Below are 24,203 nucleotides of genomic sequence, written 5' to 3' on the forward strand. Positions count from 1 at the left end.
AACCGGCTATCGCCATCAAATTCAGGAGTGGAGTGCGCTGGAGGCGTCGTGCTCGCAGCACGCGATCAGCGCCGACAGCGGGGTCTGCAGAGCGGTCGCGAGCTTCTGCGCGGTGAGCAGCGAAGGTGTGACGTCGCCGCGCTCGATCTCGCCGATATAGGTGCGGTCGAGGTCCGCCAGCTCGGCCAGGCGTTCCTGCGACCATCGCTGGCGCCGGCGCAGGCTGCGGACGACGGGGCCGAAGTTAGCTGTCGGCCCCATCCCGTTCCTCCAGCCGTTCGTGGTGCAGGCCAGCCTGGGTGACGTTGCTGCCCGGCGGCACGCTGCGCGTCAGCCAGACGTTGCCGCCGATGCTCGAACCGCGTCCGATCGTGATGCGGCCGAGCACGGTGGCGCCGGCGTAGATGACGACGTCGTCCTCGACGATCGGGTGGCGCGCGCCGCCCTTGGCGAGATGGCCGTCGCTGTCGACTTCGAAGCGCCGGGCGCCGAGCGTGACGGCCTGGTACAGGCGGACGCGCTGGCCGATCACCGCGGTCTCGCCGATGACCACACCGGTGCCGTGGTCGATGAAGAAGCCGGGGCCGATCTGCGCGCCCGGGTGGATGTCGATGCCGGTGTCCGAATGCGCGAGCTCGGCCAGGATGCGCGCCACCAGCGGCACGCCGAGTTCGTACAGTGCATGGGCGAGGCGGTGGTGGATGACCGCCAGTACGCCGGGGTAGCACAGCAGCACTTCGTCCACGCTGCGTGCCGCGGGGTCGCCGTCGAAGGCGGCGAGCACGTCGGTGTCGAGCAGCGCGCGCAGCGCCGGCAGGCCGGCGGCGAAGCTGCGCACGATGCCGGCGGCGCGCTCATCGACCTGGGGCGCGAGCGTTTCGTCGTGGCGCGCCTGGCAGGCCAGCTCGAGCCGCACCTGGGCCAGCAGGCCGGTGAGGGCACGGTCCAGGGTATGGCCGACATAGAAATCCTCGCCTTCGACGTGCAGGTCCGGCGGTCCGAGCCGCATCGGAAACAGCGCGCCGCACAAGTCGGTGGCGATGCTGCGCAGGGCGTCGCGCGACGGAAACTCGCGCGCGCCGCCTTCGCCGCCGCGTTTGCGTTGCGCACGCCAACGGTCCCGCGCCTCGTGCAGGCCGGCGACGATGCCCCGCAAATCGAGATGGGGTATCGACGAAGGCGCCACCGCCGCCAGCGGCGCGAGGCTCACGGGACGGTCGCTCATGCCGGCAGTCCTGCTTCGTTGAACAGGCCTTCGAACAGCACCGAGCTGAGGTAGCGTTCGCCCGAGTCGGGCAGGACCACGACGATGGTCTTGCCGGCGTTCTCCGGCTTCTTCGCCAGGCGGACGGCCGCGGCCACTGCCGCACCGCTGGAGATGCCGGACAGGATGCCTTCCTCGCGCGCCAGGCGGCGGGCGTAATCGACCGCGTCCTCGTTGCTGACCTGCTCGACGCTGTCGACCAGTTCCAGCTCCAGCACTTTCGGCACGAAGCCGGCGCCGATACCCTGGATCTTGTGCGGGCCGGGCTTCAGCGGCTCGCCGCTGCGGGCCTGCGTCAGCACCGGGCTGGCAGTGGGCTCGACCGCGACGGCCTGGATGGCCTTGCCCTTGGCCTGCTTGATGAAGCGCGACACGCCGGTGATGGTGCCGCCGGTGCCGACGCCCGAGACCAGGATGTCGATCGCGCCGTCGGTGTCGTCCCAGATCTCCGGGCCGGTGGTGGCCTCGTGGATGGCGGGGTTGGCCGGGTTGTTGAATTGCTGCAGCAGCACGTACTTGTCCGGCTCGGCGGCGGCGATCTCCTCGGCCTTGGCGATTGCGCCGGGCATGCCCTTGGCGCCTTCGGTCAGCACCAGTTTGGCGCCGAAGGTCGCCAGCAGCTTGCGCCGCTCGATGCTCATGGTCTCGGGCATCGTCAGCGTCAGTGGAATGCCCTTGGCGGCGGCGACGAAGGCCAGCGCGATGCCGGTGTTGCCGCTGGTGGGTTCGACCAGCTCCTTGCCGGGGCCGAGCAGGCCGCGCTTCTCGGCATCCTCGACCATCGCCGCGCCGATCCGGCACTTGACCGAGTAGGCCGGGTTGCGGCCTTCGATCTTGGCCAGCACGGTCGCCGGGGCGCCGTCGATGATCCGGTTCAGGCGCACCAGCGGCGTATGGCCGATGGACTGCGCGTTGTCGGTGTACCAGTGCGACATGATGTGACTCCTGTTTCCGTGTGATTAGTCCTGGACCCAGGGCAGGCCGGCGTGTCGCCAGCCGTTGAAGGAGCCACGGCGCTGCTGGTCGTCCAGATCGCCTTCGAAGCCTTCGCGGATGTTGAACACATGCTTGAAGCCTGCCCTTGCGGCGGCCTCGGCCGCCAGGGCCGAGCGCTTGCCGCTGCGACACAGTAGCAGCACGACCGCGTCCTTGCCGGTCTTGCTTTCCAGGTCGCGGACGAAGCGCGGGTTGCGTGTCAGCGAGGTGCCGGTGGCCCAGGGCACGAAGATGGATTCCGGTACGTGGCCGACGAACTTGCGTTCCTCGCCGCTGCGCACGTCCACCAGTACGGCTTCGCCGGCCGAGACAAGTTCCCAGGCCTCGGCCGGGGTCACGCCGCCCGCATAAGGCAGACCTTCGTCGGCCGCATGGACCAGGGCGCGCTCGAGAATGGGGTGGAGCGGCCCGGCCTGCGCCGGCTGCGAGGCGACGGGGCTGGTGGGGGCTGCGGTGCTTGCACTGATGGCCATCTTCCTTCCTCCTGTGTCTTCGGGCGTTTTGCCCTGTGTCGATATACGCAAACCTTACGCTTGCCCCGTCCGCATCCGAACCAACAAAAATTCCAATGGATTCCCGTGCGGTGAATAAGAATCCGGCGTTCCCGGCAACCGGACGGCCGGCCCCCGGATGGCCGGTTCGTGGCCGAGTTCTATGGCCGGCTCGGTACGCGGGCTTCGCCGTTGATCAGGCGCCGGGTCTGGTGGCGCAGCCGGGCCAGTGCGCCCATGCGTCCGCGCCGGGCCTGCTTGCGCGACGCGATCGCGCCGAGCGGGGTGTCGGCGGCCGCGCGCAACTGCGCCAGCAGCTCGAGCGCCTGCGGCCACGGCCCGTAGCCGGAGTCGGTATTGATGTGGCCGGCGTCGCCGACGTCGATCAGTCGGCTGCCCCAGCGCTCGGCCCAGGTACGGGCGGCAGGCATCTTCAGCCAGGGGTCGCTGCGGCTGGCGACCAGGATGCTGGGACAGTCGAACGCGGTCTGCGGCAGGTAGTCGGCGAGGCTCAGGCCTTGTCCGGCATCGGCACGCAGGCCGAGCGGGTCGAAGCGTTCCGGGTCGGCGGGCGCCACCAGCAGCAGGCCGGCCACTTTCTGCGGCCGGTCCGCCGCGGCGACGACGCTGGCGAGGCAGCCGAAGCTGTGCGCGACGATCCACACCGCGCCGGGCGCTTCGTCGATCTCGCGCCGGACCTCGCCGGCCCAGCGCGCGAGCAGCGGGTCTTCCCAGTCGATGCCGCCGACCCGGCGCGCTTCCGGCAGTTCACCTTCGAGCCAGGTCTGCCAGTGCCCGGCGCCGCTGCCGTGGTAGCCGGGCACGGTCAGTATCGTGTGGCGCACGGCGGGCTCAGAGCGTCGCGATCGACACTTCGGTGGATTTCACCAGCGCGACGACTTCGGAGCCGGGCTTCAGCCCCAGCTCGTCCACCGAGCGCGTGGTGATCACCGAAGTGACGATGCCCGAAGGCGTCTCGACATCGACTTCGCTGACGACGTCGCCGCGGATGATTTCCTTCACCCGTCCGCGGAACTGGTTGCGGACGTTGATTGCCTGGATTGCCATCGTCAATCTCCCGTTTACTTGGCGTAGAGCTGGTCGAACACGCCGCCGTCGGCGAAGTGCTTCTTCTGTGCCGCCTGCCAGCCGCCGAGGTCGTCGATGGTGACCAGCTTGACTTCGGGGAAGCGGGCGACGTCGGCCGGATCGGCATGTTCCGGTGCGGACGGCCGGTAGTAGTGCTTGGCGGCGATCTTCTGGCCGACCGGCGAATACAGGTATTCCAGGTAGGCCTGGGCGACCTTGGTGGTGCCGCGCTTGTCGGCGACGCCATCGACCACGGTGACCGGCGGTTCGGCGAGGATCGAGATCGAGGGCACGACGATCTCGAACTTGTCCGGGCCGAGCTCGTTGATCGACAGGAAGGCTTCGTTCTCCCAGGCCAGCAGCACGTCGCCGATGCCGCGCTGGACGAAGGTGTTGGTCGAACCGCGTGCGCCCGAATCCAGCACCGGCACGTGCTTCAGCAACTGGCCGACGAATTCCTTGGCGCTGTCTTCGTTGCCGCCCGGCTGCTGCAGCGCGTAGGCCCAGGCGGCGAGGTAGTTCCAGCGCGCGCCGCCCGAGGTCTTCGGGTTGGGCGTGACGACTTCGATGCCGGGCTTCACCAGGTCGCCCCAGTCCTTGATGCCTTTCGGATTGCCCTTGCGCACCAGGAAGACGATGGTCGAGGTATAGGGCGAGCTGTTGTGCGCCAGGCGCTTCTGCCAGTCGGCGGGGATCTTGGCGGTCTGTTCGGCGATGGCGTCGATGTCGTAGGCCAGCGCCAGCGTGACGACGTCTGCTTCCAGGCCGTCGATGACCGCGCGCGCCTGCTTGCCGGCGCCGCCGTGCGACTGCTTGATGGTGACGGTTTCGCCGGTCTGTTCCTTCCAGTGCTTGGCGAATTCGGGGTTGAACTCCTGGTAGAGCTCGCGCGTCGGGTCGTAGGAGACGTTGAGCAGCGTGGTCTGGGCCTGGGCTGCGCCGGCGAAGCTGGCGGCGACCGCCAGGGCGAGCAGGCCGCGGCGAGTGGACCGAAGGGGGTTGAAGGCCATCGAGGTTTCTCCATGTAGTGTCGATTGCGATGGCGGAAATCTAGCCTTCCTGCTTCATAACCTGAACGTAGAAAAAACGGATTGCTTATTCCATTTCTGGCAGGGGCACTTCGAATCGCCGTGCCCGGCTCTGTGGCGCTTCTGTAACAGTGTCATTTTCTTGCGTCGAAAAACGCATAATCGTGGCGATGCAATATCGATTCGTCCTGCCCTGCACCCTGATGTGAATTCCGAAGCCGAAGCACCCGCCGCGCAAGAAGCCGATGCTCCCTCTGTCCGGCACCGCCTGCGTCCCTGGCGTCTGTTCGGTGCCGGGCTGTTCATCCTGGTATTGGTCGTACTGGTGGCAGGCGCCGTGCTGCTCGTCCACGAACTGCACAGCTCGCGCCTGCAGGCGCGCGAGATCTCGCGTTTCGCGGCGAAGCTCGACTACCAGCGCGTCGCCGGCCGCAGCGATGCGCTGCGCTACCCGACGCACGGCCCCTTCGACCAGCGCCTCGGCTACACTGAACTGCCGGATTTCATCGAACGGCTGCAGGCGCGCGGCTTCGACCTGGTGGCGCAGACCCGCTTCAGCCCCGAACTCATCGACTACGTCGATCGCGGCCTGTTTCCACCTTACCGCGAGAAGACCCGCGCCGGCCTCGACGTGCTCGACTGCCGCGGCGGACCGCTGTACGACTTCCGCTATCCGTATCGCGGTTATGCCGACTTCGCCGCCGTGCCGCCGGTGGTGGCGCAGGCCCTGCTGTTCATCGAGAACCGCGACTTGCTCGACGACAGCCGGCCGACGCTGAACCCGGCGGTCGACTGGGTGCGCTTCGCGCGCGCGGCGGCGGCGCAACTGGGGCGCATGGTCAAGGAAGACCTCGACGCCCCCGGCGGCAGCACGCTGGCGACGCAGATCGAGAAGTACCGCCACTCGCCCGATGGCATCACCGTCGATGCGCGCGAAAAGCTGCGCCAGATGGTGTCGGCCAGCGTGCGCGCCTACCGCGAAGGCGAACGGACCCTGCCGCTGCGGCAGCGGCTGGTGCTCGACTACCTGAACACCGTGCCCTTGTCGGCGGCGCCGGGGCATGGCGAAGTCAATGGCCTGGGCGACGGCCTGTGGGTGTGGTTCGGCGCCGATTTCGACCGCGTCAATGCGCTGCTGTCGGCGCCGTCGGGGCAGGGCGAGATCCTGCGTGAGCAAGGGCTGGCGCTGCGCCAGGTGGTGGCGCTGATGATCGCCCACCGCCGGCCGTCGTGGTACCTGGCGCGCGGCCGCGACGAACTGGTGCGCAGCACCGATGCCTACCTGCGCCTGCTCGCCGAGGCCGGCACCATCGGCGCCGCGCTGCGCGATGCCGCGCTGTCGCAGCGACCGGTTTTCCGCGACCTGGCAGCCGATCCGGCGGTGCTGCCGGCCCGTCCGGGCAAGGGCACGACCGCGGTGCGCACGCGGCTGGCGGGCATGCTGGGTATTTCGCTGTACCGCCTGGACCGGCTCGATGCCGAAGTCGGCACGAGCTTGCACGGCGGCCTGCAGCAGGCGGTCGGCGACTATCTGGGCCGCCTGGCCGATGCGGATTTCGCCCGCAGCCAGGGGCTGGTCGGCGATCGCATGCTGAACCCGGCGACGCTCGGCGCCGTGCGCTACAGCTTCACCCTGGTCGAGCGCACGCCGGGCGGCAACCGCGTGCGGGTGCAGACCGACACCTCCGACCAGTTGTTCGACATCAACGAAGGCAGCAAGCTCGAACTCGGCTCCACCGCCAAATTGCGCGTGCTGGCGACCTACCTGGAAATCGTCGCCGAACTGCACGGGCAACTGGCCGAGCTGGACATGCCGGCGCTGCGCCGGGTCGACGTCGCCCGCCAGGACAACCTGACGCGCTGGGCCATCGACCACCTCGCCACCGCCAGCGACCGCAGCCTGCCGGCGATGCTGGACGCGGCGCTGGAGCGGCGCTTCTCCGCCAGCCCGGGCGAAGGCTTCTTCACCGGCGGCGGGCTGCACAGCTTCGGCAACTTCAACCGCAGCGACGATGTGCGCATGCCGACACTGCGCGAAGCGCTGCAGGCGTCGATCAACCTGCCCTTCGTGCGGCTGATGCGCGAGATCGTGCGCCACACCATGTACCAGGTGCCGGGCAGCACCGCGCAACTGCTGGAGGACGCCCAGGATCCGCGTCGAGCCGAATACCTGGCGCGCTTCGCCGACCGCGAGGGCCAGGTCTTCCTGCGCCGCTTCTGGCGCAAGTACCAGGGCCTGGGCGCGGAAGACATGCGCGCGCTGTTGCTCGACGGCCTGCGTCCCGGCGCCGAACGCCTGGCCGCGGTGTTCCGCTATCTCGAACCCGATGCGCCGCCCGAGGCGCTCGCCGCCTTCCTCGGCCAGCGCCTGGGCGAGGCGCTGCCGACCGAATCGCGCATCGCCCGGCTCTACGGCCGCTACGCGCCGGAGGCTTTCGACCTGCCCGACCGCGGCTACGTCGCGCGCCTGCATCCGCTGGAGCTGTGGCTGGTCGGCTACCGCATGCGCAATCCGCAGGCGAGCCTGGGCGAAGCGATCGCCGCCAGCGAGGGCGAGCGCCAGGCGGTGTACCGCTGGCTGTTCCGCACCCGCTCGCGCAATGCGCAGGATTCGCGCATCTTCACGATGCTGGAAGTCGAAGCCTTCCTCGAGATCCACCGCCGCTGGGCGCGGCTGGGTTATCCCTTCGGCCATCTCGTGCCTTCGCTGGCCACCGCGCTCGGCAGTTCGGGCGACCGGCCGGCGGCGCTGGCCGAACTGATGGGCATCATCGTCAACGACGGCCTGCGCCTGCCGATGCAGCGCATCGAGCGGATCGATTTTGCCGTCGATACGCCGTACGAAACCGCTTTCACGCTGCGCGCCGAGGACGGTGAGCGGGTGATGGCGCCGGAAGTGGCGGCGGCGCTGCGCAACGCGCTGTCCGACGTGGTCGAGAGCGGTACCGCGCGCCGGCTGGCGGGCAGCTTCCGCCTGGCCGACGGCAGCGAGCTGGCGTTGGGCGGCAAGACCGGCACCGGCGACAACCGCATCGTCATCGGCGGCCGCGCCGGCACCGCGCTGAATCGCACCGCGACTTTCGTCTTCTATCTCGGCCCGCGCCATTTCGGCACCTTGACCGCCTACGTCACCGGTCCCGGCGCCGCCGCCTATCGCTTCACCTCGGCGCTGCCGGTGCAGATCCTGAAGTCGATGGCGCCGGTGCTGGTGCCGCACTTGACGCCGGAGGCCGATGCAGGCTGCCTCCGTCCGCCGGCTTCGTCCATACCGGCTCCGCCCGCATGAGCGGGTAGTTTCTCGTCGTGTCCCCAAGTTGGGTACATCAGTCTGTGCCGATAAAAGGTACAGGTGACGAAAAGTATCCACACCCCGGAAATGTCGTGTCTGAACCGCTGGCTGCGCGAGAGGCGCAAGAGCCGGGGCCTGACCATGCGCGAACTCGGCGAGCGCCTGGGCGTCGCGCATTCCTACGTGCAGAAGGTCGAGTCCGGCGAGCGCCGGCTGGATGTGGTCGAATACATCTGGTACTGCAGGGCGCTCGACGCCGAGCCCGGCGAAGGCCTGGGCCTGGTGCTGAAGTGCGCCGAGAACATGCCGGAGTGGGGCAAGGAGTGAGCTCCGCCCCGCCGGGGATGCACCGGACGGCAATTGAAGCCGTCGTTTTCTGCATGTCATGCGGGCCGCGTTGCCGTCGCCGACGGTTCCGCCCCGAAATGGGCAACTCCAAATGCCCGACAGGCGGTCCATCCCTTGTCACACGGGTAGCATCCATCCCGCAAATCACTTGATCGACTCGATCGTGCGGTTTGTCACCGTGCCGGGCCTTTGGCACTGTTAATGTACCTGTTATGGGTACATTTTTTCAGTCCACGCAGGATCGTGTATCCGATCCGGCCAAAACAAGAATGAGGGAGGAGATGTCATGTGTGCAACGCATGTCCGTGCGGAAACGCCGTACGGTCCGGGAAGCAGGGAGGCCGTCGCGTATCGCGGCGGGGCGCTGGCATGAGAACCAATCTGCCGGTGACCGACAGGGAGGTCAGCTATCCGCATGACGCCCACCTGATCACGACCACCGACCTGCAAGGCGTGATCACCTTCGTCAATGATGATTTCATCGCGGTGTCGGGATTCAGCCGCGAGGAGCTGGTCGGCCAGCATCACAACGTCATCCGTCATCCGGACATGCCGCCGGGCGCGTTCGCCGACCTGTGGGCGAGCATCAAATCCGGTCGTTCGTGGAAGGGCCTGGTCAAGAATCGCTGCAAGAACGGCGATTACTACTGGGTGGATGCCTACGTGACGCCGATCGTGAAGGATGGTGTCGTCGTCGAGTACCAGTCGGTACGGACCCTGCCGTCGCCGGCGGCGAAGGCGCGTGCCGAGCGCGAGTATCGGCGCTGGCGAGCCGGCGGTACGCCAGCCGGTTCGCGGCCGCCGCTGTTGTCGCTGGCGACGAAGCTGGTGTCGGTGGCTGCCCTGCCGGGCCTGGCGGTGGCGGCGTTTGCGCTGTGGCGCGGCGAGTCGGTGCTGGCTGCCGCCGCGCTGCTGATGGCCGTGGCGGCGGGCGCATCCGCCGCGATGCTGCTGCAGCCCTTCCGCGCCATGGTGCGCGGCTTCCGCGGCGCGACCGGCCATCCGGCGCTCGCCTATCTGTACAGCGGCCGCAAGGACGAACTGGGCACGATCATGCAGTTGTTGCAGAGCCGGGCTTCCGAGATGCGCGCGATCGTCGCCCGTCTGAACAACTCCTGCCAGCTCATTTCGCATTCCAAGCAGAACGCCGACGCCTGCGTGGATGAGGCCAACCAGGCCGTTCAGGGGCAGGGCCAGGAAGTGGCGGAAATATCCCAGGCCATGACGCGCATGCTGGACAGCCAGCGCCAGGTCGCGGAAGCCTCGACACACACGGCGGAGGCGGCCGAGCAGTCGCGGCGTGCGACCGCGCAGGGGCGGGAGCAACTGGCGCAGATGATGGGGGCCATCGATCGCCTGGCATCCGGGCTGGAGGAAACGCGCAATACCGTCGGTGCGCTGGCCGAGCGCAGCAGCGACATCTCCAGGGTCATCGACGTCATCACCGCGATCGCCGACCAGACGAATCTGCTGGCGCTCAATGCGGCGATCGAGGCTGCCCGTGCCGGCGAGGCGGGTCGCGGCTTCGCGGTCGTCGCCGACGAAGTGCGCAACCTGGCGCAGCGTACCCAGGATGCGACACGCGACATTCGCGAGATCATCTCGGGGTTGGTGGACGGCACCCAGGCGTGCGTGAGCGCGATCGGCAGCGGCGTGGCGGTTTCACAGCAGACCGTGGATGTCGCCGGGCAGACCGACCGGGCTTTCGGCGTGATTCTGGAGTCGGTCGACAACATCAACCAACTGGCGGGCAACGTCGATGCCGGGATGCGGGAGCAGTCCCTGATCAGCGAGCAGACCGGCCGGCAGATGGAAGTGCTGCGCAGCAGTGCGAACCAGGCGATCGAGTCCAGCGCGACGTTCAGCGCACACACCGCCAGGTTGGGCGAGCACATCGCCAATCTGCGGGTGCTCGCCAGCCATTTCGCCAGCAGCCTGAGCCGCTGAGCCGGTGCGCATGGCCGGAGAGAGCAGGGAATGAGCGTGCCGGATGCGAGTGTGTACGGGATGCTGCTCCCGGCGCTCGAGCAGTCGATCATGGCGGCGGTGCTGGTCGATGAGAACAACTGCGTGCGCTATTTCAACCCCGCTGCCGAACGGCTGTGGGGTTATGCGCGCGAGGAAATCATCGACCGGGACATGCAGCCGCTGCTGCCGAAGGCGCTGCAGGCCGTTCATGGCAACTACATGCGCAGCAACCGGGAGGGCGGCAAGCCCCGGGCCGTCGGCATGAACCGCGACCTGCTGGTGGAGCGCAAGGATGGCCGGCGGCTGTGGGTGTCGTTCTCGCTGTCGAAGATCGACCTGTCGGGCCGCATCCACTACCTGGCCTTCGCGCGCGACGTGTCGGACGAAGTGTCCCGGCGCGAGCAGAATCGCCTGCTGCTGCTGGCGGTCAACCATACCGAGCGTCCCTTGTTCGTCGTCGATGGCGAGCGCCGCATCGTGCAGATCAACCGTGCTTTCAGCGATCTGTTCGGCTATGCCGCCGACGAGGCGATCGGCTGCTTGCCGAGTGAACTGCTGGCCAGCCCGCACACCGATGCCGAGACGCTGGAGCGAGTACGCAGCAAGGCCCGGGAGGGCACGGAAGGATTCAACGAGGAGATCCTGGTCAGGAGCAAGGACGGCCGGGACATGTGGGTGAAGATTTCGGTCAACCCCGTCCTCGACGACGACAGCGGACAATTGCGCAACCAGGTCATTGCCATCTCCGACATCACCGAAGCACGGCGGATCAGGGATCTCGAGCGCGACGTGCTGGAGGCCTTGACCAGCAACCTGTCCTTCACGGGGCTGGGCAACTTCATCTGCCAGCGCATCGAAGCCATTGCGCCGGGCGTGCTGGTCTCCGTGTTCAGGGTCGTCGGGCGCAGGCTGCGGCACTGGGCCGCGCCGAGCTTCCAGGCCTCGTACGCGGCCGGCTGGGATGACGTGGAGATCGGCGAAGGTGTGGCGGGCTACGGTAGCTGCGCCCATCGTGGCGAGCCGGTGATGCTGGCCGACATCAAGGCCGAACCGCTGCGCTCGGCCTACTGCGGGCGGATGCCGCCGGTCGGTTGCCGGGCGTGCATGGTCTATCCGGTCAAGCGGCGCGACGGCAGCGTGATCGGTATTTTCGCCCTCCATCTCCGCCAGGATTCCCCGCAGGACGCCTATCTGAGGCGGATTGCGGACGTCAGCATGTACCTGTGCGCGCTGGCGATCGAGCGCGAGGAAAGCCGGCAGCAGCTCGACCAGCTGGTCCACTACGACGCCCTGACCGGATTGCCGAACCGCAACAATCTATATCGCTACACCGACGATCTGCTGGCTTCCGGTGTGGAGCAGGAGGTTGCCTTCTTCTGCGTCGGGCTGGTCCGCTTCAAGGACATCAACAACTCCCTGGGCCATCGGGTGGGCGACCAGATGCTGGTCGAGATCGCCAATCGCCTGCGATCCCGCCTGAGCGGCGGTGCCTTCCTGGCGCGGCTCGAAGGCTGCACCTTTGTGCTGGTCGTTTCCGACTGCAGCCCATCCCGCGCCGCGCAGGTGGCTTCGCAGATCCAGCAGGTCATCGGCGAACCGGTCGACATCGCCGGCGTGCTGCTGGATTTGTCGGCCTGCATCGGTGTCAGCCATTATCCCGACGAAGGCTGCCGCGACCGCGATGGACTGCTGCAGAGTGCCAAGAGTGCGATGGACGAGGTCAAGGCGTCGAACGGTGGCGGCATCCTGTTCTTCGATACCGGCATGAACGAACTCGCGCGCGAGCGCCTGCTGCTCGGGACGGCGCTGCGCCGGGCCGTCGCCGGGGCCGGCCTGCGCCTGGTGTACCAGCCGCAGGTGCGTGCGGAGGACGGCGAACTGTACGGCGTGGAGGCGCTGGCGCGCTGGCACGACGACAATTTCGGCGAGATCCCGCCCGGCAGGATGATCGCGCTGGCCGAGGAGATCGGCGAGATCGAGGCCATCGGGCACTGGGCCCTGCGCGAAGCCTGTCGGCAGATGGCGGCGTGGCGCGACCAGGGCGTGAACGTGCCCGTGGTGTCGGTCAATCTGTCGCCGCGCAGCTTCCGCAGCCGCGCGCTGCCGGATTTCGTCGCCGGGCTGCTGCAGGAATACGCGTTGATTGGCGAAAGCCTGACCATCGAGATCACCGAGAGCGCGGCGATGGTGCTGACCCCGGAAATGCTGGAGATCGTGCATGGCATCCGCGCGCTGGGCGTGGGCCTGTCGGTGGATGATTTCGGCACCGGCTTCTCCAGCCTGTCCAATCTGGCCAGCCTGCCGGTGACGGAGGTCAAGATCGACCGCAGCTTCATCGACAGATGCCTGCAGGAGAGCCGCCTGCAGGCGCTGGTGACGGCGGTCATCGGCATCGGCCGCAGCCTGAACCTGACGGTCGTTGCCGAAGGCGTGGAAACCGTGGGGCAATGCGAACTGCTCAGGCGGCAGTGCTGCCCGGTCGTCCAGGGCTACCTGTTCTCCCGCCCGCTCAGCCCCCAGGACATTCCCTCGTGGCTCGAACGCTTCCGGGCCGCCGCGGCGTCGGGCGTCGTGGAGGCTTGCCCGGGGATGGGCGGATGAAATTTCTGCCGGATGCGCTGTTCACCCGCATTCTCGAAGCGCTGCCCGTCGCCGTCGTGGTGGCGACCATGCCCGATGCCCGGATCCGCTACAGCAACCATGCTTTCGACAGCCTGCTGGGTCACCCGTCCGGCCACTTCAGGTCAGCGCGGCAACTGATCGCGAGCGCCTGCGTCCATGAGCGGCAGAAGGCCTTGCTGCGGCAGCACTGGGATATGTCCCTGTGGCGCCGGGATGCCGAGGGCGTGAGCGTCGTGCCGGACATCGAGATCGACATCCGCGGTGGCGATGGCCAGGTTCGCACGGCGCTGCATTGCGGCCTGATCCTGCACGAGCAGAGGCTGGCCGTCGCCATCTGCAAGGACATCACGAGGCTGAAGCGCGACAGCCTGCTGTTCAAGGAATTCGCCTTTCTCGACCCGCTCACCGGCATCGCCAACCGGCGGGGCCTGGAGGAGCACTGGCGCGACGCGACCTCCGGTCCGCAGCAGCGGCGCCTGGCTTTCCTGATGCTGGATCTGGATGGCTTCAAGCCGATCAACGACACCCACGGCCACTTGGTGGGCGATGCCGTGCTGTGCACGGTGGCGAAGCGCCTGAAGCGGGTGGTGCGCGGTTCCGACCTGGTGTGCAGGCTCGGCGGGGACGAATTCGGCCTGCTGCTCGATGTGCCGGGAAAGCTCGAGCGGATGGACGACATCTGTCAGCGCATCGTCGACCTGGTCGGCGAACCCATCGTCCTGGCGGACCGGACGGTCCATGTCACCACGAGCATGGGCGCCTGCATTTATCCCGAGCAGGCGGCGGATTTGCATCAACTGCTGCAGCGGGCCGATCTCGCGCTGTACGCGATCAAGAAATCGCGCAAGGGGCAGTGGCGGTGGTGGGCGCCCACCCACGAAGGGGCGGCGGAGTGGCTGTTGTCCAAGGACGACGCTCCGCTCCGCCTGCCCGGCGTCGGCCTCAGTGCCCGCCCAGTGCCAGGGGATTGAAGGGCTTGCCGTTGACCGTCAACTGGCCCTGGCGGAAGGCCGCCTGGGTCTTGACGATGCCGCCGTTGCGCTGCAGATAGCCTTGCGCTTCCAGCGCGCCGAGCTGGGCGTCGAGTTGTGCCGCCGCGAATGCCGCTTCGTCCTCGTTTTCGGCCTGGCTGGTGCCGAAGGCCAGCAACAGGGCCTGCGGCACCGACAGGTCGGCCGCCGCCTGCAGCCTGGCGATCAGCATCATCGGATTGGCCAGTTCTTCGGGCTGCAGGCCGTCGAGCCTGACTTGTGCCGACAGGTCGGTCTTGCCGTGCGGGCTGGTGAAGCTGATACGGTCGATGCTGAACGCCGGGTTGTGGCCCAGCAAGGCCATGGCGGGCTCGGCCAGCGGAGCGAAGATTGCCGTGGGGTCTTCGGCCTGGGCTGCAAGTGCCGTGGGGTCGGAGCCGATCTCGACCAGCTTGCGCCAGAGCTCGACCAGGGTGCGTCCGTGCAGGTGCGTGAGCGAAAAGTCATAGTGCGCGGGGCCGTAGTCGGCATCGCCGATGCGCAACACTTCCGTGCCGATCAGTGCCTTGACGTCGACGTAGTCGCCCTCGGCTGGAGCGTCGATGTCGTAGCTCATGCGCTCGAGCTGGAAGGCCATGCCGTCGAGCTCGCTGTCTTCCTTGCCGCTGACGTCCATCGACGCCACTGTCGCGCGCTGCCTGCCGACATGCAGCCAGGGCTCGTCGTCGAACAGGCGGCGCTGGTCGCCGTCGAAGCTCAGCCCGGACAGCGTGATGCGCATGTTGGGGTCTTCCATCGACATGCTTTCCGCCGTGCCCTTGGTGGTGTAGCTGCGCAGGCCGGCGCTGAAGGCGACGTCCGCCTTCAGCCCGCCGAGGCTGATGCGCAGTTCGTTGCCGGTGCCGTCGGGCATGCCGAATTCCAGTGCGGGGCTGTCGACCGCCGAGCGGCCGCTGCCGTCGAACTGGAACACCGTGCGGGCCGTCAGCGGTGCCCTGCCATTCAGCGCCGCTGCCAGCCTCTCGCCCTGTTCGCCGTCGATCACGAGCTCGGTGTCCATCGTCGCTGCGGCCAGCGTCGACAAGCCCGGCAGCGGGCCGTGCTCGATCCGGTTGATGGCATGCATGCGGAACGGCTCGCCCGCCTGCAGCGTGCCGTCTTCGGCGACGAGCGGCATCGCCATCTCGAAGCTGACTTTCTCGGTGCTGGAGAACAGGCCGCGCTCGTAGCTGCGTTCGGCGATCTTCAGCGTGGGGTGCGACTGCATCTCGGCGTACTGCTCATCCAGGATGGTCTGGATCTTCTGGCCGGCAAACCATGCGGCGGCGGGGTAGCTCAGGGCGATCACGGCCAGCGCGGCTGCGATCTTGGTGGGGCGGTTCATCCGGGGGTTTCCTTTTTCCGGTCAAGAGGTCGTGGCGGGCCGCAGTCGGGCGCCGCCGCATGTACAGGCCATCGCGTCCATGTCATTGATGCGTCGCAAAACGGCGCACAGTATATGTGAATGGGGTGATGGCCGGGAGCAGCCGTCCGGCCGGCTGCTCAGGAATTCGGCGTGGGGGCAGTCCTGGGAGCGCCGACCGTTTCGACCAAGGGTTCGGCAGCGGTGTCCGTGGTGCCGTCCGCGGACGCGTCGAGGGAGGCGCTGGCGGATTGGTCGCCGGCGTCGGGTTGCGTCTTCGTGCTTGCTTCCGCATCCGGTGCCACCATGTCCAGCGCCGTGGGCGAGGTGCGCAGCATCGGCGAGAAGTGTGCGGCCTCGTCGACGATCTCGTCGCTGCCGCGGCGGGCCTGCAGCAGCGCGAAGACTGCCAGCGGCGCGAAGGCGATGGCGAAGTGCAGCGGCAGGCCGGCAGGGCCGGCGAAGCCGAGCAAGGCACCGGCGATCATCGGGCCGATGGCGGCGCCGACGCCATGCAGGAACAGAATGCCGGTGTTGCCGGCGAGGATGTCCTGCTGGTGCACATGGTCGATCAGGTGGGCGACGGTGACCGGATAGATGGTGAACGCGGCGCCGCCGAAGATGAAGAAGCCGGCCAGCGCGACGGCTTCGATACTGCCGGTGACGTCGCCCAGCGCCGCCATCACGGCGCCGGTGATGGCGGCCGCGGCTGCGACCAGGCCGAGTGCGCGGCGGCGGTCGCCGCTGTCAGACAGGCGGCCGATCGGCCATTGCAGCAGCGCACCGCCCAGGATGGCGCTGCTCATCAGCATCGCGATGCCGGTCGGGTCGAGGCCGATGCGCTGGCCGTAGATCGGCCCCAGGCTCCAGAACGCACCCATGCCGATGCCCGACGACAGCGCACCGACGAAGGCTGCCGGCGCCGCGCGCCACACCATGCGCAAGTCGAGTTTGGGCGTGTGCCCGAGCTGCGGCTGGGGCAGGCGGGTCATGGTCACCGGCAGCAGCGACAGACAGGCGAAGATGGCGGCGACCGCGAACAGGGTGAAGTTCCCTGGCCCGTCGAGCCGCAGCAACTGCTGGGCGCCGGCCAGCGCCAGCAGGTTGACCACCATGTACACTGCGAATACCTGGCCGCGCCGCTCGGACGTCGTCTGCTCGTTGAGCCAGCTTTCGATCACGGTGTAGAAACCGACCAGCGCCACGCCGGTGATCACGCGCAGCACCATCCAGAATGCCGCGTGCACGACGAGCACGTGCAGCAGCATGCAGGCGGCCACCGCGGCGCCGAAGAAGGCGAAGGCGCGGATGTGGCCCATGCGCCGGATCAGGCGCGGGGCGACGAAGGCGCCGAGGAAGAAGCCGAGGAAGTAGGTCGAGCCGATCAGGCCAAGCGTGGTGTCGGAAAAACCTTCCAGGCCGCCGCGCAGGGCGACGATGGTGTTGAGCAGGCCGGAGCCGAGCAGCAGCAGGGCGATGCCGGTGAGCAGGGAGCCGATCGGCAGCAGGGTAGGGAGCATGGGCGGAATCTCGAAGACCGGCGGTGCCGGCACAAGCACGTCTTGACGACTATTCGGGCAAATAGTTTAGCCGGCGTGCGTTGTGGAACGGGAACCGCCCATGTGGCGCTTTGTTACTCGAAGGATGGCAGGCTCGGCTGCTCGACCGGCTTGCCGGCTGCCGCCCACGCATCGAAGCCGCCGGCGATGGAGCGCACCCGGGTGTAGCCCATGTCCTGCATCGCGCAGGCGGCCAGCGCGGCGCGGCCGCTGGTCTTGCAGTAGAGCACCACGTCGAGATCGCGTGCGCCCAGCTCCGGTGCGCCGCTGAGCTTGAACTCGAGCAGGCCGCGCGGAATGTGGGTGGCGCCCGGAATGTGGCCGGCGGCGAACTCGTCGGCTTCGCGCACGTCGATGACGAAATCGGCGCCGCGGACGGCGGCTTCGGCTTCATCGACGGTGATTTCGGCGACGCGGGCCTTGGCGGTGACGACGAGGTCATGAGCGGTTTTCATGGCGGTGCTCCTTCTCTGTGCGGGGCGGGGTCAGAATCAGTGATGGCTTATATTTTAGCAGCGTGATGCCGCACCCGCCGCTGCGTGCCACGCTTGCCAGAAGTGAGGGGGATTTGCTAAAAGGTTCGCTGGTCCGCGCCAGTGGACCTCGTGTTCCGACGCGGGGACGGCCCCGCCCGCCATGCGCAATGACGCAGCGACCGTCGGTTACCCACGGGACGACCCGTGCTGACGGCAACCCCCCTGGGTTCAACCCTCGGGGTCGCATCTTCATTGCAGGATTTCACCGTGTCTTCAAAACCCAAACTTCGCTCGCTGGGCGACCGGCTGCGCCAGATCACGATGTTCGAGATCGGCGGGCTGCTGATCGTCACGCCGCCTTTCGCCTGGGGCAGCGGCGTCCCCATCACCGAATCGCTCGGCCTGCTGGCGCTGCTGGCATTGATCGCGGCGATCTGGAACGGCTGCTACAACACCAGCTTCGACTGGCTCGAAGGCCGGCTCACCGGCCGTCAGGCCGACCGCCGGCCCTTCCGCCTGCGCTGCATCCACGCGGTCGGCTTCGAGCTGGGCCTGTTCGGCATGACGCTGCCGATCATCGTCTGGTGGACCGGCATGGGCTGGATCGAGGCGGCGATCGCCGACATCTTCCTCGCCATCACCTACACGGTGTACGCGCTGCTGTTCAACATGGGCTACGACCGCCTGTTCCCCATCCCCGACACGCCTGCCGCCCCCGAGCGCGACACGGTGAGGCTGGAGCGCTGAGATGCCCGGTGCATCGACGTGCGTCGAGGTGCAGGCCGACCTCACCGCACTCAACACCTTCGGCCTGCGCGCGCGCGCGGCGAAGCTGCTGCGCCTGCGTTCGGTGGACGAACTTGCCGCTGCCATCGCTGCGCCCGGCTGGACGTCGGAGCCGCGGCTGGTGCTCGGCGGCGGCAGCAACCTGGTGCTGCGCGGCGACTTCGCCGGCACCGTGCTGAAGGTGGAAATCGCCGGCCGCCGCCTGGTGCGCGAGGATACCGATGCCTGGATCGTCGAGGCCGGTGCGGGCGAGCTGTGGCACGACTTCGTGCGCTGGACGCTGCAGCAGGGCTGGCCCGGGCTGGAGAACCTGTCGCTGATTCCCGGCACCGCCGGCGCGGCGCCGATCCAGAACGTCGGCGCCTACGGCATCGAAACCGCCGACCGCTTCGATTCGCTCGACGCGATCGAGCTCGAAACCGGCGAACGCCGGGTCTTCACCCTGGTCGACTGCGCCTTCGGCTACCGCGACAGCATATTCAAGCGCAACCCTGGCCGCTGGCTGGTCACGGCGGTGCGCTTCCGCCTGCCGAAACCCTGGCAGGCCGTGACCCGCTACGCCGACGTCGAACGCGAGCTGGCCGCCGCCGGCATCACCGCGCCCACGCCGCTCGACGTCTCCGACGCCGTCGTCGCCATCCGCCGCCGCAAGCTGCCCGACCCCGCCGAAATCGGCAACGCCGGCAGCTTCTTCAAGAATCCGGTGGTCGACGCCGCCCACTGCGCTCGCCTGCTGGCAGCGCACCCGTCGATGCCGCACTACCCGCAGCCAGCCGGCCGCGAGAAGCTCGCCGCCGGCTGGCTGATCGAACAGGCTGGCTGGAAAGGCCGCGACCTCGGCCCGGTGGGCTGCTTCGAGCGCCAGGCGCTGGTGCTGGTCAATCGGGGGGGGGCGACGGGGGCGGACGTGGAGCGGATCGCGCGGGCGATCGTGGCCGACGTGGAGGGGCGCTTCGGCGTGATGTTGGAGGCAGAGCCGGTGTTTGTGGGTGGGGGCAGTCGGTAGTAAGCTGCCTCGGGTCGCCGTTGTCGTGCGGCGCGACTTGAAGCCTCGTTCAAACAATGCAGTGGCTCGAGACAAAAATTCCGCCGCCGGTCGTCATGGTGCTGCTTGGTGCCGTCGTTTATGGCGTCGCACCTTTGCTGCCTGAACTCTCCTTTGAATTTGCGCTGCGCACCACTCTCGCGATTGCGCTGGTCCTTGTAGGCCTGGCCTTGAATATTCTTCCTGCACTCGCCTTTCTGCGCGCAGGTACGACCTTCAATCCGCTCCGGCCCGCGTCGGCCACGAGCCTGGTGACATCCGGTATTTATCGCCATACCCGCAACCCGATGTACCTCGGCGACTCCGTAATCCTGCTGGGATGGGCGCTATACCTCGGCAATGCTGCGGCTTTCGTGGCCGTCCCGGCCTTCATGCTTTACATCACGCGATTCCAGATCCAGCCGGAGGAACGGCATCTGTCCGCTCGCTTCCCGGAAGCGTACGCGAGCTTCTGCAAGCGAACCCCGCGTTGGCTGTGAACCCTGACGATCGAAGCATGGCAGGCAAGTAGATCACAGCGGCATCGCCGGGCCGTGCGCCATTTCCGCTTGGTGATCGCGGCCCTGGTGTTGCTGTGCTTGTTCCCCGGCATCGCCACCTGCTCGCCCGGCAGGATGTAAGCTTGTTCGCCATCGAACCCAGGAAAGGAAACCCGCCATGTCCACACCCGAATCCGCCCTGCAACGCCGCCACGTCGGCCCGCGCCTGTCCGAAAGCGCCGTGTTCAACGGCGTGGTCTATCTGGCCGGACAGATCCCCGAGAACAGCCCCGGCGCCGACATCGCCACCCAGACCCGCGAGGTGCTGGGCCACGTCGAGCGCCTGCTGGAAGAAGCCGGTTCCAGCAGGCGTAGCATCCTGCAATGCCAGATATTCCTGGCCGACATCAGCGAGATCGGCGCGATGAACACCGTCTGGGACGAGTGGATCGTGCCCGGCCACACCCCGCCGCGCGCGACGGTGCAGGCGCAACTCGCCAACCCGGCCTACCGGATCGAGATCGTGGTGGTCGGCGCGGTCGAGTGCTGACGCCCCCGGTCGCCCACGCGATTCTGGTGCTTGCGCAGGTGGTCGGCAGCATCAATTCATGGAAAACGCGACCAGCAACGTTCAGCGCTTGACCCGCGCCCGTTCGACGATGATGTCCGCCTGCGCCTGAGTCACGCCCGGGCCCAGTGAGCCGAACATGGCGCCCCAGCCGTTCACGCTCCCGCCCAGCCGGGTCTTCATGAAGACGTCGATCACTTCCGGTGCCGAGTGGCGCAGCAGCTCGGCGCCCTGCAGCGAGCGGGCGATGGCTTCGGACGCGGGGCGGGCGAGGAACTCGTCCTGCAGCATGGCGTCCAGCAGCGGCCCCATCGCGGCGACGTAGGCATCGAAGCGTGCGTCCTGACCGCGCACGTCGGCCAGTTCGGCGAACAGGGCGTCGCGGCAGTTGGCGTCCTTCAGCATGGCGCGGCGGACATCCATGCACATCATGTTCGCCGTGCCTTCCCAGACGCTGTTGAGCGGCGCTTCGCGGTACAGGCGGGCCATCGGGCCGTCCTCGACGAAGCCGTTGCCGCCGTGGCATTGCAGGGCCTCGTTGGCGACCGCGACGACGCGGGAGCAGTTGAAGTACTTGGCCATCGGCGTCGTCACGCGGGCGAAGGCCTTTTCCTGTGGATCGGTGTCGATATGGTCGGTCGCCCTGGCGATGCGCAGGGCCATCAGCGTCGCGGCCTCGACTTCCACCGCCATGTCGGCTAGCACGTTGGCCATCATCGGGCGCCGGGCCAGGCTGGAGCCGAAGCCGTTGCGGGTGGTGGCGTGGTTCAGCGCCAGCGTCAGCATCTGGCGCATCAGGCCGGCGGAGCCGACGGCGAAGTCTAGCCGGGTCAGGTGGGAGTGGGAGAGGATTTCCCTGAGGCCGGCGCCTTCTTCGCCGACGCGGATCGCCAGGGTGCCGCTGTATTCCACTTCGCTGCTGGCATTGGAGCGGTTGCCGGCCTTGTCCTTGAGCCGCTGGATGAAGAAGCGGTTATGGCTGCCGTCGGGCAGCGTGCGCGGCAGGAAGAAACAGGTGACGCCGCCATCGACCTTGGCCAGGGTGAAGAAGCCGTCGGACTGCGGCACCGAGCAGAACCACTTGTGGCCGGTCAGTTCGTACCAGTGGGCGGTGGTGCCGTGGTAGTCGGCGCTGTGCGAGAACACCGCGGTGGTCTGCGTTTCGCGCAGGTCGGAGCCGCCCTGTTTCTCGGTCATCGCGTAGCCGATCACCACCGAGGGCTTGTCGGCCACTTCGCGGCGGCTGTTCTCGTAGACCGTGCCGAGGCTTTTTTCGGCCCAGATCTTCAGCGCCGGCTCGTGGCGGAAGCCGGCGTAGGACGCATAGGCCATCCCGGTCGGGCAGCCGGTGCCTTGTTCGACCTGGTTCCACAGATAGGAAAGCACGGCGCGGGCGAAATGCGGCTGCTTCTCCTTGCTGGTCCACGACAGCGTCGGTACTTCGTGCTTCCAGGCCAGCGACATCAGCGCGTGCCAGGCGGGATGCAGCTCGACCCAGTCGATGCGGTTGCCGAAGCGGTCGTGGGTCTTCAGTTCCGGATCGTTGCGGTTGGCCTGGCGGGCAAGCTCCTGCACCGCATCGTCGCCTGCCAGCTTGCCGATGGCCGAGCAGCGCGACGCAGCCCACGGTGCCTCGCGTTCGATTGCGGCCTTCAGCACCACGTCGTCGTCGAAGGCGCTGAAACCGGTCGGCATCGCGGCCTGGTTCCTGACGATGTGGGTGGAATGGCGGTCGGATGCCGGCTCGAGTGCATTGCTCGAGGGAATCGGGGCGTTCATTTCTGTCTCCTTCGGGTGGCGTCGAATGAAGCAAGCTTGCCGTCCTGCGCGACGACGGCCGCGCAGCAGACATCGGCAATCTGGCTGGCCAGGGCATGAACCGCGTCGGGCGTCTGCTTGCCCGAGCGGTCGAAATCGGCGTTGAGGGGCGAAAGCGGACCGATCAGGCTTTCCATGAAGCCGCCCACGATCACCGTGGCGGCAATGCTCGGGTCGAGGTCTGCACGGAAATCGCCCTGCGCCTGGCCATCCTTGACGATGCGCATGATCTGCTTGCTGATGGCATGGCGATACACCAGCCGGGCTTCATCGAGCTCCCGTTCGCAGGGTTCGGCGATCAGGGCATAGGCCAGTCGCCGGTTGCGCATCGCCCGTTCGACGAAAGTCGAAACCGCGACGTGAAGGGTCCGCCAGGGCGCATCGTCGCTCTCCGCGATGGCTTCCAGCACGTCGACTTCGCGCTGGGACACGACGGACAGCACTTCGACGAACAGATCCACCTTGGACGGGAAGTAGCGATACACCGAGCCGGTTGCCACGCCGGCGGCGGAGGCGACGTGGCTGATCTGCGCCTCGGCCCAGCCGCCCTCGGAAACCAGCCTGCGCGCGGCGTCCAGGATGCGCTGCCGGTTGTCGGCAAGGCGTGCTTCGATGCGTTCTGTCTTGCGATAGGCCATGATGAAGTGAATCGTGATTCATTGAGTGAACGATAGTTCACATCATGATGGAGCGCAAGCCTGCCGTGAGATGTGTCGAGGGGGCGAGTGCTAGACTGGGACAGGACGCTGGCCGTGTTGGCGTAGCTGCAGCGTCCCGTCGATCATCAGCACCGCCACAGCCGCGAAGATGGGTCCGTAGGTCGGCCACTGCGCCGCGCCGATGCTCTCGCCCAGCAGTAGCGCCACCATGGCCAGAAGAACCGGCTCCACGTAGCCGAGCAGCCCGAACAGTCCGAGCGGCAGCAGGCGGTTGGCCGCCATGTAGAGCGCCAGCGACACCGCGCTCACCATGCCTACCGCCGGCATCAGCGCCCACAGGTGCGCATTGTCCGCCATCAGCGGCAGCGACGAGGGTGTGCGCAGTACGAACCACGATGCGGCGGGCACGAGCAGCAGCATGTCCAGCCAGTGTCCGCCCAGGTGATGGGTGTTCATGCGTCGGCGCAACACGAAATACGCGGTGTAGCCCAGTGCGACGAGCCAGGTTTCCCACGGCATGCCACCTGTGCGTACCACCTCGTGCGTCACTCCCACGGTCGCGAGCGCAGTTGCCAGCCATTGCAGGAGCGAGAGGCGCTCGCGGTACAGTACGCGCCCGGTCAGTACCATCACCAGCGGCAGCAGGAAATAACCCAGTGACACCGGTAGCGCCCGCCCGTGCAGCGGCGCCCAGAGGAACAGCCAGAGCTGTATTCCCAGCAGGGCCGAGCTGCCCACAAGCCCCAGGGCCAGCAGCGGTTGCCGCCGAACCCGCAGTGCCAGCTGTTGCACGAGCGGCCATTGCCCTTTCGAGAAGAGCAGCATGGTTGTGAACGGCATGGTGCACAACATGCGCCAGCCGAAGATTTGCTCACCGTCGAGCGGCACCAGCAGGGGCGCCAAGTAGTAGAGCACGCCGAACAGCACGGACGCGGTGATTGAAGCAGCAAGACCTTTGATCATGGACGCAAGACTGAATCAGGCTGCCCTGGATCTCCTTGTCACTGACCGGCACGATGGAGCCGGCTTCGGCATATGGGAGTCAGGGGGAAAGAGGCTCTGACAGACGTTATTGGGGGTTCAAGAGTCGATTTTTCGGGTTGTTGGCAGGTGCTACGCGCCGCCAACCATGCGTTGATGTGAGCGTATTCTTGTATGCCTGTCGGCATGCGCACCGTTTGGCGGGGGTGATGTCGTTGTTCACGGTTGGCCTTGCGGTGTTGATCCGGCTCTTCCCGAAAACGCCAGGCAATACCCCGTATCGTTGCGCGGATCTCGGGGGCAGCGATGACCTGATCGCCATCGGCGCCTTGCGGAGCAGTTGTTGGAATGATCAGGATACGGC

At 67.4% G+C, this 24,203-nt stretch carries 22 protein-coding genes; 9 read left to right on the forward strand and 13 right to left on the reverse strand.

Translation table 11 applies throughout. The features are described 5' to 3' along the window. Positions 1-21: 21 nt before the first annotated feature. From NX068_RS06625 to NX068_RS06655, 7 genes are all read right to left on the reverse strand, one after another. Positions 22-261 carry a helix-turn-helix domain-containing protein gene (locus NX068_RS06625; RefSeq protein ID WP_263460497.1) on the reverse strand — a complete coding sequence of 80 codons (240 nt, stop codon included), beginning with the start codon at positions 259-261 and terminating at the stop codon, positions 22-24. Beyond that, positions 245-1,225, reverse strand: coding sequence for a serine O-acetyltransferase EpsC (gene epsC, locus NX068_RS06630; RefSeq protein WP_263460498.1), 981 nt, complete (start codon positions 1,223-1,225; stop codon positions 245-247). Before epsC ends, NX068_RS06625 begins: the two co-directional genes overlap by 17 nt. Beyond that, entirely contained in the window at positions 1,222-2,199 is a 978-nt protein-coding gene (cysK, locus tag NX068_RS06635) for a cysteine synthase A (protein WP_263460499.1), read from the reverse strand. Before cysK ends, epsC begins: the two co-directional genes overlap by 4 nt. 24 nt (positions 2,200-2,223) lie before the next feature. Next, positions 2,224-2,733, reverse strand: a complete 510-nt coding sequence (locus NX068_RS06640; RefSeq protein WP_263460500.1) for a rhodanese-like domain-containing protein — start codon at positions 2,731-2,733, stop codon at positions 2,224-2,226. Positions 2,734-2,912: 179 nt separating this feature from the next. After that, positions 2,913-3,596 carry an RBBP9/YdeN family alpha/beta hydrolase gene (locus NX068_RS06645; RefSeq protein WP_263460501.1) on the reverse strand — a complete coding sequence of 228 codons (684 nt, stop codon included), beginning with the start codon at positions 3,594-3,596 and terminating at the stop codon, positions 2,913-2,915. A 7-nt stretch (positions 3,597-3,603) separates the two neighbouring features. Next, complete coding sequence (locus NX068_RS06650) at positions 3,604-3,819, reverse strand: TOBE domain-containing protein (protein ID WP_004338061.1); 216 nt, start codon at positions 3,817-3,819, stop codon at positions 3,604-3,606. A gap of 14 nt (positions 3,820-3,833) precedes the next feature. Then, on the reverse strand, positions 3,834-4,850 hold the full coding sequence (locus NX068_RS06655; RefSeq protein WP_263460502.1) for a sulfate ABC transporter substrate-binding protein: 1,017 nt from the start codon (positions 4,848-4,850) through the stop codon (positions 3,834-3,836). Positions 4,851-5,073: 223 nt separating this feature from the next. On the opposite strand from NX068_RS06655, the gene NX068_RS06660 reads away from it, so the two are divergent. From NX068_RS06660 to NX068_RS06680, 5 genes are all read left to right on the forward strand, one after another. Then, positions 5,074-8,154, forward strand: coding sequence for a transglycosylase domain-containing protein (locus tag NX068_RS06660; protein ID WP_263460503.1), 3,081 nt, complete (start codon positions 5,074-5,076; stop codon positions 8,152-8,154). Positions 8,155-8,244: 90 nt separating this feature from the next. After that, positions 8,245-8,484, forward strand: coding sequence for a helix-turn-helix domain-containing protein (locus tag NX068_RS06665; protein ID WP_263460504.1), 240 nt, complete (start codon positions 8,245-8,247; stop codon positions 8,482-8,484). Between the two features lie 390 nt (positions 8,485-8,874). Beyond that, complete coding sequence (locus NX068_RS06670; protein ID WP_263460505.1) at positions 8,875-10,452, forward strand: methyl-accepting chemotaxis protein; 1,578 nt, start codon at positions 8,875-8,877, stop codon at positions 10,450-10,452. Between the two features lie 30 nt (positions 10,453-10,482). Further along, entirely contained in the window at positions 10,483-13,074 is a 2,592-nt protein-coding gene (gene dosP / locus NX068_RS06675; protein ID WP_263460506.1) for an oxygen-sensing cyclic-di-GMP phosphodiesterase DosP, read from the forward strand. Next, the gene (locus NX068_RS06680) at positions 13,071-14,066 is read left to right on the forward strand and encodes a GGDEF domain-containing protein (RefSeq protein ID WP_263460507.1); all 996 of its coding nucleotides are present in this window, start codon (positions 13,071-13,073) and stop codon (positions 14,064-14,066) included. The genes dosP and NX068_RS06680 overlap by 4 nt, the downstream gene beginning before the upstream one ends. Here NX068_RS06680 and NX068_RS06685 read toward each other — a convergent pair. The 3 genes from NX068_RS06685 to NX068_RS06695 all read right to left on the reverse strand — a co-directional run bounded on the left by NX068_RS06685 (position 14,038) and on the right by NX068_RS06695 (position 17,482). Next, the gene (locus tag NX068_RS06685) at positions 14,038-15,450 is read right to left on the reverse strand and encodes a YdgA family protein (RefSeq protein ID WP_263460508.1); all 1,413 of its coding nucleotides are present in this window, start codon (positions 15,448-15,450) and stop codon (positions 14,038-14,040) included. The two genes, NX068_RS06680 and NX068_RS06685, sit on opposite strands and share 29 nt — an antisense overlap. A 158-nt stretch (positions 15,451-15,608) precedes the next feature. Beyond that, positions 15,609-16,988: an MFS transporter gene (locus NX068_RS06690; protein ID WP_263460509.1), complete on the reverse strand. Its 1,380-nt coding sequence runs from the start codon at positions 16,986-16,988 to the stop codon at positions 15,609-15,611. Positions 16,989-17,101: 113 nt separating this feature from the next. Further along, the gene (locus tag NX068_RS06695; protein ID WP_263460510.1) at positions 17,102-17,482 is read right to left on the reverse strand and encodes a rhodanese-like domain-containing protein; all 381 of its coding nucleotides are present in this window, start codon (positions 17,480-17,482) and stop codon (positions 17,102-17,104) included. Positions 17,483-17,770: 288 nt separating this feature from the next. Between NX068_RS06695 and NX068_RS06700 the strand changes: the two genes are divergently transcribed. From NX068_RS06700 to NX068_RS06715, 4 genes are all read left to right on the forward strand, one after another. After that, entirely contained in the window at positions 17,771-18,250 is a 480-nt protein-coding gene (locus tag NX068_RS06700) for a PACE efflux transporter (RefSeq protein ID WP_263460511.1), read from the forward strand. Position 18,251: 1 nt separating this feature from the next. Beyond that, positions 18,252-19,295, forward strand: coding sequence for a UDP-N-acetylmuramate dehydrogenase (murB, locus tag NX068_RS06705; RefSeq protein WP_263460512.1), 1,044 nt, complete (start codon positions 18,252-18,254; stop codon positions 19,293-19,295). A 56-nt stretch (positions 19,296-19,351) separates the two neighbouring features. Further along, the gene (locus tag NX068_RS06710; RefSeq protein WP_263460513.1) at positions 19,352-19,813 is read left to right on the forward strand and encodes a methyltransferase family protein; all 462 of its coding nucleotides are present in this window, start codon (positions 19,352-19,354) and stop codon (positions 19,811-19,813) included. Between the two features lie 178 nt (positions 19,814-19,991). Continuing rightward, positions 19,992-20,363 carry a RidA family protein gene (locus tag NX068_RS06715; protein WP_263460514.1) on the forward strand — a complete coding sequence of 124 codons (372 nt, stop codon included), beginning with the start codon at positions 19,992-19,994 and terminating at the stop codon, positions 20,361-20,363. 81 nt (positions 20,364-20,444) lie between these two features. Here NX068_RS06715 and NX068_RS06720 read toward each other — a convergent pair whose 3' ends face one another. The 3 genes from NX068_RS06720 to rarD all read right to left on the reverse strand — a co-directional run bounded on the left by NX068_RS06720 (position 20,445) and on the right by rarD (position 23,821). After that, entirely contained in the window at positions 20,445-22,160 is a 1,716-nt protein-coding gene (locus NX068_RS06720) for an acyl-CoA dehydrogenase family protein (RefSeq protein ID WP_263460515.1), read from the reverse strand. Further along, on the reverse strand, positions 22,157-22,837 hold the full coding sequence (locus NX068_RS06725; protein WP_263460516.1) for a TetR/AcrR family transcriptional regulator: 681 nt from the start codon (positions 22,835-22,837) through the stop codon (positions 22,157-22,159). Before NX068_RS06725 ends, NX068_RS06720 begins: the two co-directional genes overlap by 4 nt. A gap of 90 nt (positions 22,838-22,927) precedes the next feature. Further along, a complete protein-coding gene (gene rarD, locus NX068_RS06730) occupies positions 22,928-23,821 on the reverse strand; it encodes an EamA family transporter RarD (protein ID WP_263460517.1) in 894 nt (297 codons plus the stop codon). Positions 23,822-24,203 lie beyond the last annotated feature (382 nt).

It is taken from the genome of Thauera carbonicopians, from assembly GCF_025699485.1.
GTDB lineage: Bacteria > Pseudomonadota > Gammaproteobacteria > Burkholderiales > Rhodocyclaceae > Thauera.